The following is a 15,799-nucleotide window of genomic DNA, read 5'->3' as shown; positions in this document are numbered from 1 at the left end:
TGGGAGCCGTCCGATGGCCGAGGCGCGAGGGACAGGAGGCGCGGGTTGTGACACAATGCCCGCACTTTGCGACATCCGGCCACGCTGAAGAGGTTCATGGGCTGGAACCGACGTTGGGAGGTTTGATGGCGGCACTTGTCGGCATCATCATGGGATCGCGTTCCGATTGGGACACGATGCGGCATGGCGCGCAGGCGCTGAGTGATCTTGGTATCGCCCATGAGGTCCAGGTCGTCTCCGCGCATCGCACCCCCGATCTGCTCTTCACTTATGCCGCGCAGGCCGAGGGGCGCGGGCTGCGCGCGATCATCGCCGGGGCGGGCGGCGCCGCCCATCTGCCGGGCATGGTGGCCGCGAAGACCGCGCTCCCGGTGTTGGGTGTGCCGGTGCAGTCCCAGGCCCTGAACGGGCTCGATTCCCTGTTGTCCATCGTCCAGATGCCGGCCGGCGTTCCCGTCGCCACCTTTGCCATCGGTAAGGCCGGGGCGATCAATGCCGCGTTGTTCGCAGCCGCGCTGCTTGCCGGGCACGATGGCGCGATCCGCGAGGCGCTCGCGGCCTTCCGGGTCCGGCAGACCGAGGCCGTTCTTGCCCATGGAGATCCGCGCATCCCATGATCGTCGGCATCATCGGCGGGGGCCAACTGGCGCAGATGCTGGCCATGGCCGGTCAGCCGCTCGGTATCCGTTGCCTCTTTCTGGATCCCGCCCCGGATGCCTGCGCGCGCGCGACCGGGGAGCTATTGTGCGGCGATTACGGCGATGAACGCCTGCTAGACGAGCTGGCCCGCCGTGCCACGGTCGTGACCTATGAGTTCGAGAACGTGCCCGAGGCGAGCCTTCGCCGCCTGGCCTCCCGGGTCCGCGTGCATCCGCACCCCGGGGCGCTCGCCCTGGCGCGCGACCGCTGGCATGAGAAGCGCCTGTTTGCCGATCTCGGTCTATCGACTCCGCCGTTCGTGGCCGTCGACACGCGCGCCGACCTGGAGCGGGCGCTCACCGTCACCGGTTGGCCGGCGGTCCTGAAGACCCGTACCATGGGCTACGACGGCAAGGGTCAGCGGGTGCTGCGCGATCCGGGCGACATCAATGCCGCGTTTGCCGCGTTGTCCGGCGCGCCCCTGATCCTGGAGGGTTTCGTGGCCTTCGATCGCGAGGTCTCCCTGGTCGCCGTGCGCGGCGCCGGCGGTGATGCGCGTTTCTATCCGCTGACCGAGAATGTCCACCGAAACGGCGTTCTCGTGCAATCACAAGCGCGTCCCGGGGACCCGATGACGGCGCGCGCCGAGGACTATGTCGGCCGGCTCCTTGCGCATCTCGACTATGTGGGGGTGCTGGCCGTGGAGTTCTTTCAGAAGGGCGACACGCTGCTCGCCAACGAGATGGCGCCGCGGGTGCACAACTCCGGTCACTGGACCCTGGAGGGGGCCGAGACCAGCCAGTTCGAGAATCACCTGCGCGCCGTGCTCGGTCTGTCGCTTGGCGCGACGCATGTATTGGCGCCGTCGGGCATGGTCAATTTTGTCGGTCATCTGCCCGAGGCATCGGCGGTGCTCGCCGTACCGGGCGCCCACCTGCATGTCTACGGAAAGGCCGCGCGACCCGGCCGCAAGCTCGGCCATGCCACGGTACGCGCCCCTCGCGAGCCGGATGTCCAAGACGCCCTGGCGCGCCTGCGCCTGCTCGCCGATGCCGGCGGCACGGATTAGCCCACGACCCGCTCCTTTTCCCGCCACTCCATGTATTCCGGGGCCTCCACGTCCTGTTGGCGCATCAGGAGATCCATTTGACCGAGATGGTAGGCATGGTGGCCGAGAATGGACCACAGCAGACCCATTCCCGTGTAGTGGCGGCCGGCGAACACCAGCCGCTTGTCGAGATCGGCGGCGCCGAGGGCCGCGAGACGTTCCATGTTCTTTTGGTGGCGCTGCTCATAGACGTCGATAAAGCTCGGGACGGTCTTCACCGCCTCCACCACCGGGTCTTTTTCCGGCATCGGCATGGTCCCATCCGCGGGGAGCGACGGCAACTGGCTGATCCAATGCGACTCGGTGGTTGCCAGGTGGCGCGACAGCGCGGCGATGGTGATCTTGTTGATGCGTGACCCAAGATAGAGGGCCTCCGAATCACTCGGGATACCCTGCCATTGGGGCTCGCCCACGGCGCGCAGGTAGTCGAAGGTGTGCAGGACCTGTTGATTGAACAGCGACCGAAAACGCTCCAGTTCCGTCATAAAACCTCCGTGGATGTGTCCGGGAGAGGCGCCCTCCCTGTAGCGCCCCATTATAGGCCCGCAGGCGCGATCGGAGGGGGGTCGAACGGCGGCTTGCAGGCCTTTTCGAGGGCCGGCTCATGTCCCCGTTCGGGGTGTCGCAAAGCCATGCCGGCGCAGGCGCCGGTAGAGCGTGCGTTCGCTTATGCCCAGGGCATCGGCCATCGCCCGGCGTTTGCCCTGGTAGCGCTCGGCGAGGGCCTCGAGCTGTTCGCGCTCCAGACCCTCCCAGTCGGGGGTCGCCACCGCGTCGACATCGGCGCCCGTCTCCTCGAGACCGAGGTCCCCGGGCTCTATGATCTGCTCGTGGCAGAGCGCGACGGCGCGCTGGAGGACGTTGCGTAGCTCGCGAACATTACCCGGGAAGTCATGCTGCATGAGGCGTATCCAGGCCGCCTCGCTCAATCGCGCGTGACGGCCGTTGGCGGCGTTGATGCGCGCGAGCAGGGCCTCGACCAGAAGCGGGATATCCGCGCGGCGTTCGCGCAGCGACGGCAGGGCGATGGTGATGCACGCGATACGGTAATAGAGGTCTTCGCGGAACCGGCCGGTGGCAACGGCATTCTTGAGGTCCCTGTTGGTGGCCGCCACGAGCCGGATATCGGCGTGCAGCGCCTCGCGTCCCCCGACGCGCCGGAATGTCCCGCTCTCCAGGACACGCAGCAGCTTGGCCTGCATGGCCAGCGGGATCTCGCCGATCTCGTCTAGGAACAGCGTGCCGTTGCGCGCGTCCTCGAAGAGCCCGGCCTTACGCCCCACGCAACCCGTGAACGCGCCGGCTTCGTGTCCGAACATCTCGCTCTCGAACAGGCTTTCGGGGAGCGTCGTGCAGTCGATGGCCACGAATGGGCCGCCCCGGCGCGGGCTGTGGTCATGCAGATAGCGGGCGGCGAGCTCCTTGCCGACCCCGCTCTCCCCGGCGAGCAGGACTGGCGCCGGGCTGGCCGCGGCCTGACTCAATTGGTCGATCGCATGCAGCAAGGGGCGTGAACGCCCGACCATGCGCATCTCCTCGCAGTTCATGGCCTCCGGCGGCGCAAGCCTCTGGATCGATTCCCCCAGGTAGGTCTCGCCGTCGGGGAGCATCACCGGATGCCCCTTGATCCCGACATATTCGGGACGGCCCTTGCCATCGAAGTGGGTGTGTACGACGCGCTGGATCTCGCCGCGCGCAAACACCTGTTGATGGGGGCAGTCCTCGCCATGCAGATGGCAGGGCGTGTCGCGATGATGCGAGACCTCATAGCAATGGCGGCCGATCAGCTGCTCGCTCTTCACCCCGTAGGTCGTGCGGTAGGCGCGGTTGGCGGCGACGATACGATAGGCGTGATCGATGAGTACGGCCGGGTGTTCGTGCATGTCGATCAGGGACTGCACGGATTCGTGGAGGCGGGATGCTGACAGCTTTGACATGACGTCATGACAGCACTGCCACCGGTGTCATGTCAAGCGCTCACGGGACCGTGTTGGGCCCTGATATATTGTGTCCGGTGCGCCGCGACCCCCCAAGGCGCGCGCGGCATGACTATTGCTTGGGGAAAGCCGTCGCCACCGCCATGCCTTGATTCATCCGCGACCTCACAGGAGTCTCATGTCCGACAGCATCCGCATCATCCTGACCTCGGGAACCCGGGAGAAGCTGCAAATGGCCGCCATGACCGCGGCCGTGGCCTCGGCCGGCGGGACCGACGTCGGCATTTTCGTATCGATGAACGCCCTGCCGTATTTCCGCCGGGAAGGGGCCCCCGAGGCCCCCGCCGAAGGCGAGGTCGGGCATGCCCTCAGGGCCCGCAACGCGCCCCGCTTTCTCGATCTCTTTGCGCAGGCCGTCGATCTCGGGTCGGCCCGGGTCTACCCATGCTCCATGGCCCTGGATGTCCTGTCCCTGGGTCCGGCCGATCTCGTCCCCTATCTGGAAAAACCCACCGGCCTCACCAAGTTCCTGAGCGAACTGGAAGGCAGCCATGTCCTTACTTTCTGAAGGGAAGGGAAGAAATGAGTGAAATCAGGATCGTCGATGCCCGCGGGAGCTTTTGTCCCGGGCCTCTCATGGAATTGATCGCGGCGATGAAGACGGCGACCATAGGCGAGGAACTCGAGGTCCTGTCCACGGATCGGGGTTCGGCCGAGGATATCCCCGAGTGGATCAAAAAGGTCGGCCACACGCTGGTATCCAGTTCCGAGGAGGGCGGTGTCTACCATCTGCGCGTTCGCAAGGCCAAATAACATCTTCATGCCGAAGGCGGGAGGAGTGATAAACTCATGAAAAGAATACTCATAGTGGGTGGCGGGACGGGCGGTACGATCCTCGCGAACAATCTGGCGCGCAGGCTTCGTCAGGAGATCGACAGCGCGCGCGCGTCCGTGACCCTGCTCTCGGCGAGCGCCAGCCACATGTATCAGCCAGGTCTGCTCTATGTCGCGTTTGGCAAGATGGCCCCGTCCGAGCTTTATGTCGATCAAAAGACCTTGCTCGACCCGGCGATACACTTCCATGTCGATCCGGTGGAGTCTTTCGATCTCGATCATAACGAGGTCAAGGCCAAGAGCGGGAAAACCTACGGCTATGACTATCTGGCGATCTGCACGGGATCGCGCCCGGTGCTGGCCTCTGTCCCCGGTCTCATGGAAAGCGCCCACCACGTGTACACCGAGGACGCGGCCGTAAAGACCGCAGAGGCCCTGAGGACCTTCGAGGGCGGACGAATCGCCATCGTCACCGGGGTCCCGCACAAGTGCCCCATGGTACCGCTCGAACTCACCTTCATGATGTACGACTACTTCAAGGACCGCGACCTGCTGGACAAGGTGAGCTTTACCTATACCTACCCCATAGGCCGCATCCATTCCCTGGAGAATGTCGCCAAGTGGGCGGCCCCGGAATTCGATCGAATGGGCGTGCGATACGAGACGCTGTTCAACACCAAGGAGGTCGATGGCGTCCAAAAGCGCGTGCATAGCGAAGAGGGGAGCGTGGTGGAATTTGACCTTCTGATCGCAGTCCCGCCCCACAAGGGCATGGAGGTCATAGAGCAGAATAAGCTCGGGACCGCGGGATGGATACCCACCAATCGCGCGACGCTCGCCATGGAAGGCCGGGAGAACGTGTTCGTGCTCGGCGATACCACGAACCTGCCGATCAGCAAGGCCGGTTCCACGGCGCATTACGAGGCCGAGGTGCTGGGGGAGAACCTCGCCCGGCTCGCCACCCAGGGCGGGGCCATGCGTTCTTACGAAGGCAAGGTCTTTTGCTTCATCGAGGCCGGCAAGGACCGTGCCACTTATGCGTCGTTCGACTACAAGAATCCGCCCCAGCCCCGGCCACCGTCGCGCGCCATCCACTGGTTCAAGCTCGCCTACAATCGCTTGTACTGGAATAGCGTGCGCGGCCTGCTGTAAGGAGCGATGACCATGCCAATCGATAATGCGAACGTGGGGGATGCCGCGGCCCTCCTGGCCGAGGCCGGGTTCGAGACGCTGACCGACGAGATGGTGGGGCGTCTCGCCCAGGCGGCGAGCCAGGGGCTCGATATCCTGGACGATCTGCAGCGCCATCGCATCTCGGAGGTCTTGCCGGTCATAGGCGAGCTCGCGGCCTCCGGTGATCTAGCCCGCCTGGCGCGGCTGGCACGCCTGGTGGGGGCGGCCGAGGACGCCTTGACCGACGACCTCGTGGTGCGGCTCGCCGGCCTCGCGAGCCGCGTCATGACCATTCTGGATCACGTCACGCGCGCCGATGACGGCCGTTACGCGCGCCTATGGGAGTGCCTGGAGGAACGTCTGACGCCCGCGCTTGTCGATCGCGCCCTGAAGGCCCTGCCGGCGTTGCTCGATCTCTTCGAGCGCGTTACGGCGAGCGGCATCCTCCCGGATCTCGCGGAGGGCGTCGAACGCCTGCAGGGGGAGCTTGCCAACGCGCCGCGCCCGGGCGGCGGACTCGGCGGACTGTGGACGCTCTTCAAGGATGCCGACAATCAGAGGGTCTTGCAGGCGCTTTTGCTCTATGGGCGGCGTGTCCTCAAGATCGAGGGGGCGTCGGCGGGGGCGACCGGTCCACGATAAAGCGTCCATACATATGGAACGCCAAAGCGTGCCCGGGGATGGGGCAGACGTAATAATACGTGCCCGGGCGCCGCGCGACGAAGTGCACGGTCGCTTCGGCATAGCGCGCGGCGCGTAGGCGGCTGCTCGAGCGCGGCGCCAAGGCCGCGATACGAGCCAGCATATGGGGTGGGTGTCGCCCGATCTGGAGGGGGTAGGGGGGTTTGGCCGAAGTGATGACGAGGCCATGGACCATGCCCGGACCATAGTCCATATTGATGACCTTAAGGGTCACACGCGCCCCTTGCGACACGCATACCGTGGGGTTTGTGAGACCCCCGGTCTCGAAGCTCATGTCCGGGTGGCGCGGGGCGTTGGCCACCACGGTGATCACGACTTTCTTGCCGGGGAACATGACGGCATCGGGTCCGCGGCGCTCGCCTGTCTTGCGCGAGGACTGCCACGCGATCCGCCCTTGCGCCCAGGGGATGGTCGGACCCACGACCGGCATCGCGCCCCCTGCCATCGCCATGGACATCGCGGCCCTTTCCACGCCACCCAGGGTCGTGGCGAGACTGACGGGGGTGGTACACATCAGGAACGCGAAGAGGGGTAAGGGACGCACGCTCATAAATGCCGCAGGCAAGACCGAAGCCTGATCTTATGAACTCCCGCTCGGCCGGTCAATACGAATCGAGATCGTAGCTCGCAAACAGTTGTTGCGGCGGCCCCACGGCATCGAGCGCGAGACGACGCAGTCGGGCCTCGACCGGGAGTGGGAAGACCGGTCCCCGCACCGGTGTTTCCATATCCTCTTCGCCTCCAAGGAGCCGGCATGCGGTTGTGAGGTAAAGTCGATCGACGACGCGCTCCGCCAATAGGCCGTGGAAGAGCCGCGGCCCGCCCGTCATGTACACGCGCCGTAGCCCCCGTTCATCGAGCGCGCGCCATAGATCCTTGCCCGTCACGGCGGGTGCGTCATCGACCATGATGACCTGAAGCCCCGCGGCGCGCGCCGCCCGTGCCTCATCTCTGGCCGTGGCGGGGGTTACGGCCATGATGGCGCCCGGATGCGCGGCCTTGAGCCCCCCTTCCGCCAAATCCTGGGGTCGCGAGGTCACGACGACGCACGTGGGATGCTCACTCAGGCCGCGCGCGCGGCGATAGTCCCGGAGGTCCGGATAGCGCTCGTGCGCGGTGGTCATCATATCCTTGAACTCACCTGAGGCGATCGCCCGGGCCTGGGGACCCGTGGTGAGTACGGCGTCGGCCTGCACCAGCAATTCCGTGTACAGGCGCCAATCCCGGTCGTTGGCGATCGTCGCGGGGACGGCCTTTAGTCCATCGCTGTTGCGTAGCGCGATGCGGCCATCGAGGCTCGCGAGAAAGTTGGCATAGATGAAGGGGCGCCCGACATCCGCCGGCACGTCATCGAGGTACAGGCCCGCAAGCTCGCGTCTTTGCGGGGTGCCTGGGTACAGCGTCAGGATATGCATGTGCCTACGGTAGGCGACGATCGATACCGTGGCGCGTGACTTAAGTCTGGGTGCGCAACAACTCCGTGACCGCCGGCCCGGACAGGGGGTGCGCCACCAGGTAGCCCTGCACAAGGTCGCAGCGCTGGCGGCGCAGGAAGCTCATCTGGTCCTCGGTCTCGACGCCCTCGGCGATGATATCGAGCCCCAATTCGTGACCAAGCGTGATGATGGCGCGGGTGATCGCGCCGCCGTCGGTATGGCGCGTGAGGTCGGCTACGAACGATTGGTCGATCTTGAGTGCGTTCAGGGGGAAGCGCTTCAGGTAACTCAAGGACGAGTAACCGGTCCCGAAGTCATCGACCGCAAGCCTTATGCCCATGTCGCTCAAGGCCTCCAGCATATCGACCGCCCCCTGGGCGTTCTCCATGAGCACGGACTCCGTGAGCTCCAGTTCCAGCAGACCCTCGCCCTGCGGCCAGCGGCCGAGAATGTCGGCCAGCACCGCGAGCAGGGCGCGATCACGAAACTGGCGCCCGGAGATGTTCACCGAGACACGCATGTCACATAACCCTTGCGCGCGCCAGGCCCCCATCTGGGCGAGCGCCGCCTGCAGCGCCCATTCTCCCGCCGGCACGATAAGACCGGTCTCCTCCAGCAATGGTATGAACCCCGCCGGGCTTACGAGCGCGCCATCGGGCTGTTGCCAGCGCATCAGTGCCTCGACGCCCACGATCCGCCCGCTCACCATGTCCTTCTGCGGCTGATAGAAAAGCCGCAACTCGTCGCGCTCCAGCGCGCGGCGCAGCCGGCTCTCCAGGGTCAACCGCTCGAGTGCCTTGGCGTTCATATCGGCCGTGTAGAACTCGTGGGCGTTGCCGCCGCGCAGCTTCGCGCGGTCCAGGGCGCTGCCGGCATTTTTGAGAAGCGTTTCGGCATCGGCGCCGTCCGTGGGGGCGAGGCTCACGCCGACGCTTACCGTCAAGAAAAACTCATGATCGTCCACGTTGAACGGCTCGCTCACCAGGGCCGCCAGATGGTCTGCGAATATGCTCGCCTCCTGGGCGGATTTCGTGGGGGCGAGCAGCGCCGCGAACTCGTCGCCCCCGAGGCGCGCGACAAACGCCTTTCTGCCAAGGACGGCGCGCAGGCGTTCGGCGAATTCCTGGACGATACGATCGCCCACAAGCGGACCAAAGGTGTCGTTCACACGCTGAAACCGGTCGAGGTCGAACAACAGGACGGCAACAGAGCGGTTCTCATGCCCGTCTTGGACGATGGCCGCGTCGATGCGCTCGGACAGCAGCGTGCGCGTGGGAAGATTGGTCAGTGGATCGTGGTGCGCGAGATAGTTTATGCGCTCCTCGGTGGCGATATGTTCGGTCATGTCTTTTCCGGTCGATACGAAATAGGTTATGGCCCCGCTTTCGTCGCGCAACGGCGTGATCGTCGCCTGTTCGTAGTAGAGTGAGCCATCCTTCCGGCGGTTGATGAACATGTCGCGATACACGGACCCGGAACGTATCGTATGCCACATGTTGCCGTAAAACGCCCGCGTATGGCGGCCGGAGCGCAGGATGCGCGGCGTATGGCCTATCGCCTCCTCGCGGGCATAGCCCGTAATCATTTCAAAGGCCCTGTTTACATAACGGATGACGCCCTTGGTATCGGTTATGAATACCGAGTCTCCCGATTGCTCGATGGCAATCATGAAGCGCCGCAGCTCCTGCTCCGTGCGTCTTCGTTCGGCGATCTCGGCGGACAGCTCCGCTGTGCGGCGCGCGTGCAGAAAGTGCAGGCGACGCATATGCGTGCGCGAGCGTTCCCGTTCCACGGCGCTCGTTATGCTGCGACCGGCGGCGAGCAGCGCGCCGCGCGTGGGCGGCAGAAGCGCGTCCTGGCTTATGGCGAGATCGACAAAGCCGATGGGATGGTGGTTGTCGAGTAAAGACAGGGCGGCGCGCCGCAGGCCGGGTGCGATCGGCAATGGCGGGTGCCGGCGGGCCTTGCGAAATCGCCCAAGGCGGTACGGGTCCTCGACGCTCGCGAAGCCTTCGCGCCGTGGAGCGGTCCGGTATTCCTTGTACAGCACGATGCGCGCCGCGTATATCCCGGGAAAGCGCAGAAGGGCCGCGGTAGCGCGTGCCACCACCCGCTCCTGCCCCTCGTTGCCGAGCAGATCGGTGATGAGCGCCGGAAGGGCCCTCAATACCGCCTGCGCCCGGCGGCGGACCGGCATGGCCGGCAGCGGTGCGCGCCGGGCCTTGCGGACGACCCGGGAGGCCGCGCGCGGCACGGTAAAGAGCGCCGCCTCCCTGCGTATTCCGTTCGGCGCGATGCTTTTGCGGATCACGCGTGTCCCCGGTCTCCTGAGATAGGGGACCAGCTTGCGCCCGCAATCATCCGGATCCATGAGTACGACGACATGGAATATCTCATCCGTTCGCCTGGTCATGGGTCGCGAGTATAGGAGAAGGCCGTCCCGGAAAACTCGGCCTTCCAGCCCGGTCCATTTGAAGCAGGCCGCGCACGCGGTATGATGCGCCGTTTTATGGGGTGTCCGGGTGCGCGCACGCGATATCGTTTGGCTTCTGGTGGCGACCGCGCTCATGGGCTCGTCCTTTGCCATTGGACAAATGGGGCTGCGTTACGCCCCCCCGCTTTTCCTGGCGGGGCTCCGATTCACCCTGGCCGGCGCGCTGCTCGCCGGGTTTGCGCGCAAACGCCGGCCGCTTGCCCGATGGAGCGATCGTGGGCGGGTTGTCACCATAGGTCTTCTTCAGACCGCGGGTGTCATGGGCACGATCTTCGTGAGCCTGAAGACCATCCCCGCCGGCGAGTCGGCCATCCTCACCTTTGCCAATCCCCTGTTTGTGGTCGTGGGTGGCTCCGTGCTGCTCCGTCACCGGTATCGCACGCGGCAATGGGCGGGTGTGATCGTGGGATTCGCCGGGCTCGCAGTGGCGGTCGGTGGCGGCTTCGTGTTGAAACCAGGCGTGTCCCTGGCCCTTTCCTCGGCGATTTTCTGGGCGGCCGCCACGCTCCTCATGAAGCGCTGGCAGGGGTTTGCGGACCTCTGGGTGTTGAATGCCTACCAGATGCTGACCGGTGGCCTGGTCCTATTGACGCTGGGCGCGGTCTTCGAGGCGCCCGATTTTCGCTGGAATGTCGCCTCGGCGGCGATCCTCGCATGGCTCGTGGTCATGGCCTCGATCGTGCAGTTCGGGGCCTGGTTTTATGTGCTGCACCGAAACGACCCGGCACGCGTGAGCGCTTATCTCTTTCTCGCTCCGGTATTTGGTGTGTTGTCCGGCTGGCTGCTCCTGGACCAGCCCATCGGCTGGCATGTGGCCGCCGGCGCGCTCGGGATCGCCGCCGGCATCTGGCTTGTCAATCAGGCGCCGAGCACAGCGGCGGCCACCGATCCGGCGCGCTAAGGGCGTCCCCCGATCCGTGTGGTGCGTTCCCATCCCTCCGAGATCGGTCGAAGGGGCGCGATGTTGACCTGAAGTCTGGCGGATGTTTTGAGAACTCCCGACGATATTTCGATCATAAAGACTTTATGCGAACAATATTGGAAGTCCCTGAGTCCCAATCCATGACACCCCGAACAGTGGGTATAAAAATCATCGTCGACATCTTTCATAACCGGAACAGGGAGACGGTGGTTCGGTACCCTCTGGAAAGCGCCATAGCGCTCCGCCTGTAAGCGCGTAGCGGTCCACGGGGTGGTTACCGGCCCATTATGCGTGGCTTGAGCACGGACAAGGGCGCCCCACCCACAGTCAAGATGTCGTAGCGGCGGCCCCAGGATGCGGGTGTACTCCCAAACGACCGCCTCAGGGGATCGACCCGTGGCTTGCGCAGTACGCCACGGCTAACGTTTTTGAGCATTCGCCCGCGCCTGGTGACATGGCCGATACGGGTCTGCAGGCAACGGTTTTGGGGCCTTGCGGGACCATCAACCATCGCGCCTGCCTGATATGTTCGGCGCCCTTGTGCGTTCGCCCCAGACCTTGACCACCCGTGCGCGTGCCGATTGGGTGCGCGTTTCGATCCGCCACCGCGAATGGACGGCGGTACAGGGCGATCAGCCATCTCACGCCCAGTACACGCGCGCGGGGTCGTCGTTCAGTTCGGCGACGGCCTCGGCGAGGCTTGGCTGGGCGCTTTGGATCACCCAGGCGTCGGTGATGTGGTCGCGCCGGTAGAGATGCCAGACGTTATGGCCGCTACGAAAGCGCAGCCAGGCGACATCTATGACACCGCCTGCGCTGTCGACCGTGCGCGAGCAGCAGGGGCTGCGCACGATGTAGCCCTCGGGTCCGGGTAGGACGGTGGGCGTGACGTAGCGGTAGCGACGTCGGTTCTTCAGCAGGCGCAGGATGCGCCGCCGATCGACATCGTTGGGGTGGATGGGGGGCGCCACGAGATCATTCATGGGCGCCTTGGCGTCGTGGCGGGCGTCATTCACGGCGAGCGACCCGATCGGCGGCCCATGGGGACCGGTTCGCCGTTGCGCGCGGCCGGGCGGGGAGGGCGGACGCGCGCACGGCCTAATCCGGGCGCGAGGCCGGCGCGACCCATTGCAGTCGGCTGGCCACGATCGCGCGTACGTCGGCCGTCGGGTCTTCGGCAAGGACCATGAGCCAGGACACATCTATGCGTCGCGCCAGGACCCGCCGGATATGGGGGTCGGCATCGCCGAGCATGAGCGGCAGCATGTGCGTCGTGACACGCGACGCCACGATGCGCCGGACGATGACATCCGGGTCGTCTATCATGATGATGAGGTCGCTGCCGAAGAGTCGGCGCGCGACCGCGGCGCGCACGCCCGCGTCGGCGTCCTCGCGTAGCGGCGAGACATGATCGAGCGGCGCGCGTTTGATCGCCTGGCGGCGTACATGCCGGTCCGGGTCGTGGAGCAGTTCGGGGGCGTAATAGGGGTGGGCGCGGGCGGCCGCGGCCCGCCGGATGCCCTCGGGCCATTCGGGGGTGGCGCAACGGGTCCCGAACAAGGGATTGCGACGAAAGAAGCGGTGGACCCCGAAGGCGCTCTGCGCAAACGGGCACACGGACCCCGGACGACATCGCGCCGGCCACGGCCATTGGCGGACGCTGCAACGCGCGCACTCCTCGTGCCGATCGGCATCGCCCGTCATCCGGCGGTCCCCTCTGTCGGTCGTCATGAGTCTTCTCCGAGCGCAGGCCGTTTTGCCATGAATTCCCCGCTAGTCGCCCGTCTTTGCGGCCGCAGGCCATGTACCAAGCAATTACCGTACCAGAAAGCGATGCCCGGCCGCACCGGGTCTTCTTGCCCACGCCCTGTCCGTGTCACGACAGGGCTTGTGTGTGCGAGGCCCTGTCTTCCGGCATCGGGTGACTACAGGCGGCGCAGGGGGATGGCGTGTTTCTTCAGGGCGTAGCCGACCTGCCGGGGGGTGAGATTGAGCAGGCGCGCGGCCTTCGCCTGCACCCACCCGCACTGCTCGAGGGCCCAGATCAGGCGTTCGCGCTCGGAGCCCGCGGGCGGTGGGGCGGGCGCGGTCCCCGCGGCCGACACGCCCGCCCGCGCGTCCACGCGCGACAAGGGGTGCTGCGTGCCGCCTTTCGCCGCCCAGCCCTCCTGCAGGACCCCCGAAAAGCATTTCCCCTGCTGGCAGGAAAGGTCCGGGAGTTCGATGACATCGCCCTGCGCCATGGTCGCGGAGCGTTCCACGCAGTTCTCGAGCTCGCGCACATTTCCGGTCCAATTGCATCGCAAGAGGATGCGCATCGCCTCGGGTGCCATGCGTACCTGCCGGCCGTTCTCCCGGTTGAATTTATCGAGGCAATGCTCGACGAGAAACGGGATGTCCTCATGGCGTTCGCGCAAGGGCGGCAGAAAGATGGCTACGACATTGATGCGGTAATAGAGGTCTTCGCGGAATGTGCCATCGGTGACCGCCGCCTCCAGGTCGCGGTTGGTGGCGCATATCAGGCGCACATCGACCCGGATCGACTTGTTTCCGCCGACCCGTTCGAATTCGCGCTCCTGGAGCACGCGCAAGAGCTTCGTCTGGAAGGCCGGCGAGATCTCACCGATCTCATCCAAGAAGAGTGTACCGCCATGCGCGGACTCGAAGCGCCCCTTGCGCTCCTGCGAGGCGCCGGTGAAGGCGCCTTTTTCGTGACCGAAGAGTTCGGATTCGAGCAGGGTCTCGGTGAGTGCCGCGCAATTGACGCGTATGAAGGGCTTATCCTTGCGCGGGCTCAGGTAATGGATGGCGCGCGCGATCATCTCCTTTCCGGTGCCCGATTCGCCGCGCAAAAGCACGGTGGCGCGCCCCGGCGCCACCTTGTGGACCTCCGCGAACACCTCCTGCATGCGTTTGCCATGGCCGATCACGTTGTCGATGCTGTAGCGACCCTTCAAGGCGGTCTCGAGGCGCTGTTTTTCCGACAGCAGCGCGGCGCGTTCCGCGGCGATCACGCGGCTTTGCTTTACGGCGTGTCCGATCAGGATCGTGACCATCTTCAGGAAGCGAACGTCCTGTTCAAAGCGCGTGGATCGCTGGGGGGCATCGGCCTCGCGGTCCACGCTCAATATCCCGACCGTCTCGCGGCCCATCTTGATCGGCACGCAAATGAACGCGATCGCCTGCCCTTCGCCCAGATCCCGTGATTGCGTGCGGTTCAAGAACAACGGCTCGTCGGCCACGTCCGGTATGACCATGGGCAGACCGGTCTTCAGCACCCGCCCGATGATGCCTTCGCCCTTCAGGTAGCGTCCGCGGTCTTTCTCCTGGCGGCTCAGGCCATGCGCGCTCACCGTCTGCAGCGCCCCGTCGTCCTGCACCAGCGCCACCATGCCACGCTGCATGTGCAGATAGGACGCCAGGATTTCGAGGGTGGCCCGCAGGTTCTTGGCCAGGTCGGCGCAGGAGTTGAGGGCCTTGCTGATCTCGTACATGGCGAGCACTTGTGTTGTTGCGTTGGCCTCTGGCCGCTTGGTCATGACACCATCCCCATCATGCATCGGGCACCCCTCGTTTCCCATTCTAGCGCCACATCAGGCAATTTACGTACCGTTTGCAAGACACGTCGATAGGTCTTGTTGCTGCCTCCATCAAATGCCTTGGCCCGCGCCTCCGGCGGTCACGCACGCCGATAGACGGCCCCGGCCCAGCCGGTCGTGCCTCCGGCGGGATTGTCGGCTATACGACAAACACAGACATTTTGTACGGGTATCGTCGTGTACCAGACAGATACGCCGGGGCCGGGCCTGATCTTTCGGGTGGCATGAGAGTTGCTGACCAGGGGTGGGGCCTGCGGACGGCATTGTGGCACCGGGCGCGGCGATCGCCGCCGATCCGCAGGTCCCACCGGGCCCCGCCTAAGGGGACGCGCGATCCCTGCATCGCATATTCGGAGGTAACGGCTATGAGCTATGGCGACAAGGTGCTCGATCATTACGAAAATCCCCGCAACGTCGGAGGATTCGACAAGGACGATGAGGCCATCGGAACCGGCATGGTCGGGGCGCCGGCCTGCGGGGACGTCATGCGCCTGCAGATCCGCGTGGACGATGGCGGTGTCATCACCGAGGCGCGGTTCAAGACCTATGGTTGCGGGAGCGCGATCGCCGCCAGCTCCCTTACCACCGAGTGGTTGAAAGGGCGAACCCTGGCGGAGGCTTTGGCGATCAAAAACCAGGCGATAGCCGATGAACTGGCGTTGCCGCCGGTCAAGATCCACTGCTCGGTCTTGGCCGAGGATGCCATACGCGCCGCGGTCGCGGACTACCGCGCCAAGCACGCGCTCTCGCCCGGCGCCGAGCGCGCCGCCTAAGAACGGCCGCTTGCCACCTGCCTTTAGTCCCGCGGACCATGGGAGCGGCGCGCATGCGCCGCTCCCATGGTCGTGCCGAGCCTGCGCTCTTCACGGCCGGTCGTCACCGGCGCCCATCCCGACCAAGGCCGCGGGCCCGCGCTCGCGATCTCGTCTGTGACCGGGATTTCAAGTCGTTTCGC

Annotated in this window: 16 protein-coding genes; 8 read left to right on the top strand and 8 right to left on the bottom strand. The window is 65.4% G+C overall.

Annotated features, from left to right (window positions below; genetic code table 11):
• Positions 1-125: 125 nt before the first annotated feature.
• On the top strand, positions 126-617 hold the full coding sequence (gene purE, locus C4901_RS14990; RefSeq protein ID WP_110138017.1) for a 5-(carboxyamino)imidazole ribonucleotide mutase: 492 nt from the start codon (positions 126-128) through the stop codon (positions 615-617).
• Positions 614-1,708, top strand: a complete 1,095-nt coding sequence (locus tag C4901_RS14985; protein WP_110138016.1) for a 5-(carboxyamino)imidazole ribonucleotide synthase — start codon at positions 614-616, stop codon at positions 1,706-1,708. Before purE ends, C4901_RS14985 begins: the two co-directional genes overlap by 4 nt.
• On the opposite strand, the gene C4901_RS14980 is transcribed toward C4901_RS14985, so the two are convergent.
• Both C4901_RS14980 and C4901_RS14975 read right to left on the bottom strand, forming a co-directional pair.
• Positions 1,705-2,232, bottom strand: a complete 528-nt coding sequence (locus tag C4901_RS14980) for a DinB family protein (protein WP_110138015.1) — start codon at positions 2,230-2,232, stop codon at positions 1,705-1,707. The genes C4901_RS14985 and C4901_RS14980 overlap by 4 nt on opposite strands.
• Before the next feature lie 117 nt (positions 2,233-2,349).
• Positions 2,350-3,684 carry a sigma-54-dependent Fis family transcriptional regulator gene (locus C4901_RS14975; protein WP_110138014.1) on the bottom strand — a complete coding sequence of 445 codons (1,335 nt, stop codon included), beginning with the start codon at positions 3,682-3,684 and terminating at the stop codon, positions 2,350-2,352.
• 178 nt (positions 3,685-3,862) lie between these two features.
• Here C4901_RS14975 and C4901_RS14970 point away from each other — a divergent pair, with 178 nt between their 5' ends.
• From C4901_RS14970 to C4901_RS14955, 4 genes are read left to right on the top strand one after another with little or no spacing between them, the layout of a single operon-like run.
• Positions 3,863-4,252, top strand: a complete 390-nt coding sequence (locus C4901_RS14970; RefSeq protein WP_065968990.1) for a hypothetical protein — start codon at positions 3,863-3,865, stop codon at positions 4,250-4,252.
• A gap of 14 nt (positions 4,253-4,266) precedes the next feature.
• Complete coding sequence (locus C4901_RS14965; protein WP_110138013.1) at positions 4,267-4,497, top strand: sulfurtransferase TusA family protein; 231 nt, start codon at positions 4,267-4,269, stop codon at positions 4,495-4,497.
• 36 nt (positions 4,498-4,533) lie between these two features.
• Positions 4,534-5,670: an NAD(P)/FAD-dependent oxidoreductase gene (locus tag C4901_RS14960; RefSeq protein WP_110138012.1), complete on the top strand. Its 1,137-nt coding sequence runs from the start codon at positions 4,534-4,536 to the stop codon at positions 5,668-5,670.
• A 12-nt stretch (positions 5,671-5,682) separates the two neighbouring features.
• Positions 5,683-6,333, top strand: a complete 651-nt coding sequence (locus C4901_RS14955) for a hypothetical protein (RefSeq protein WP_145960752.1) — start codon at positions 5,683-5,685, stop codon at positions 6,331-6,333.
• Here C4901_RS14955 and C4901_RS14950 read toward each other — a convergent pair.
• The 3 genes from C4901_RS14950 to C4901_RS14940 are packed head-to-tail and all read right to left on the bottom strand — an operon-like array spanning position 6,290 to position 10,242.
• Positions 6,290-6,943 carry a hypothetical protein gene (locus tag C4901_RS14950; RefSeq protein ID WP_110138010.1) on the bottom strand — a complete coding sequence of 218 codons (654 nt, stop codon included), beginning with the start codon at positions 6,941-6,943 and terminating at the stop codon, positions 6,290-6,292. The genes C4901_RS14955 and C4901_RS14950 overlap by 44 nt on opposite strands.
• 52 nt (positions 6,944-6,995) lie before the next feature.
• Positions 6,996-7,808, bottom strand: a complete 813-nt coding sequence (locus tag C4901_RS14945) for a dihydrofolate reductase family protein (RefSeq protein WP_110138009.1) — start codon at positions 7,806-7,808, stop codon at positions 6,996-6,998.
• A gap of 40 nt (positions 7,809-7,848) precedes the next feature.
• A complete protein-coding gene (locus C4901_RS14940; protein WP_168185758.1) occupies positions 7,849-10,242 on the bottom strand; it encodes a bifunctional diguanylate cyclase/phosphodiesterase in 2,394 nt (797 codons plus the stop codon).
• A 109-nt stretch (positions 10,243-10,351) separates the two neighbouring features.
• Here C4901_RS14940 and C4901_RS14935 point away from each other — a divergent pair, with 109 nt between their 5' ends.
• On the top strand, positions 10,352-11,224 hold the full coding sequence (locus tag C4901_RS14935) for a DMT family transporter (RefSeq protein ID WP_205736049.1): 873 nt from the start codon (positions 10,352-10,354) through the stop codon (positions 11,222-11,224).
• Between the two features lie 662 nt (positions 11,225-11,886).
• Here C4901_RS14935 and C4901_RS14930 read toward each other — a convergent pair.
• From C4901_RS14930 to nifA, 3 genes are all read right to left on the bottom strand, one after another.
• A complete protein-coding gene (locus C4901_RS14930; protein ID WP_205736048.1) occupies positions 11,887-12,261 on the bottom strand; it encodes a hypothetical protein in 375 nt (124 codons plus the stop codon).
• Between the two features lie 82 nt (positions 12,262-12,343).
• Complete coding sequence (locus C4901_RS14925) at positions 12,344-12,976, bottom strand: hypothetical protein (protein WP_145960751.1); 633 nt, start codon at positions 12,974-12,976, stop codon at positions 12,344-12,346.
• A gap of 194 nt (positions 12,977-13,170) precedes the next feature.
• On the bottom strand, positions 13,171-14,784 hold the full coding sequence (nifA, locus tag C4901_RS14920; protein ID WP_110138674.1) for a nif-specific transcriptional activator NifA: 1,614 nt from the start codon (positions 14,782-14,784) through the stop codon (positions 13,171-13,173).
• Between the two features lie 425 nt (positions 14,785-15,209).
• Here nifA and iscU point away from each other — a divergent pair, with 425 nt between their 5' ends.
• On the top strand, positions 15,210-15,617 hold the full coding sequence (gene iscU / locus C4901_RS14915; protein WP_110138006.1) for a Fe-S cluster assembly scaffold IscU: 408 nt from the start codon (positions 15,210-15,212) through the stop codon (positions 15,615-15,617).
• The last annotated feature ends 182 nt before the right edge of the window (positions 15,618-15,799 follow it).

It is taken from the genome of Acidiferrobacter sp. SPIII_3, from assembly GCF_003184265.1.
GTDB lineage: Bacteria > Pseudomonadota > Gammaproteobacteria > Acidiferrobacterales > Acidiferrobacteraceae > Acidiferrobacter.
The sequence above is the reverse complement of the archived record's forward strand: the minus strand, read 5'-3'. Positions and strand labels throughout refer to the sequence as shown.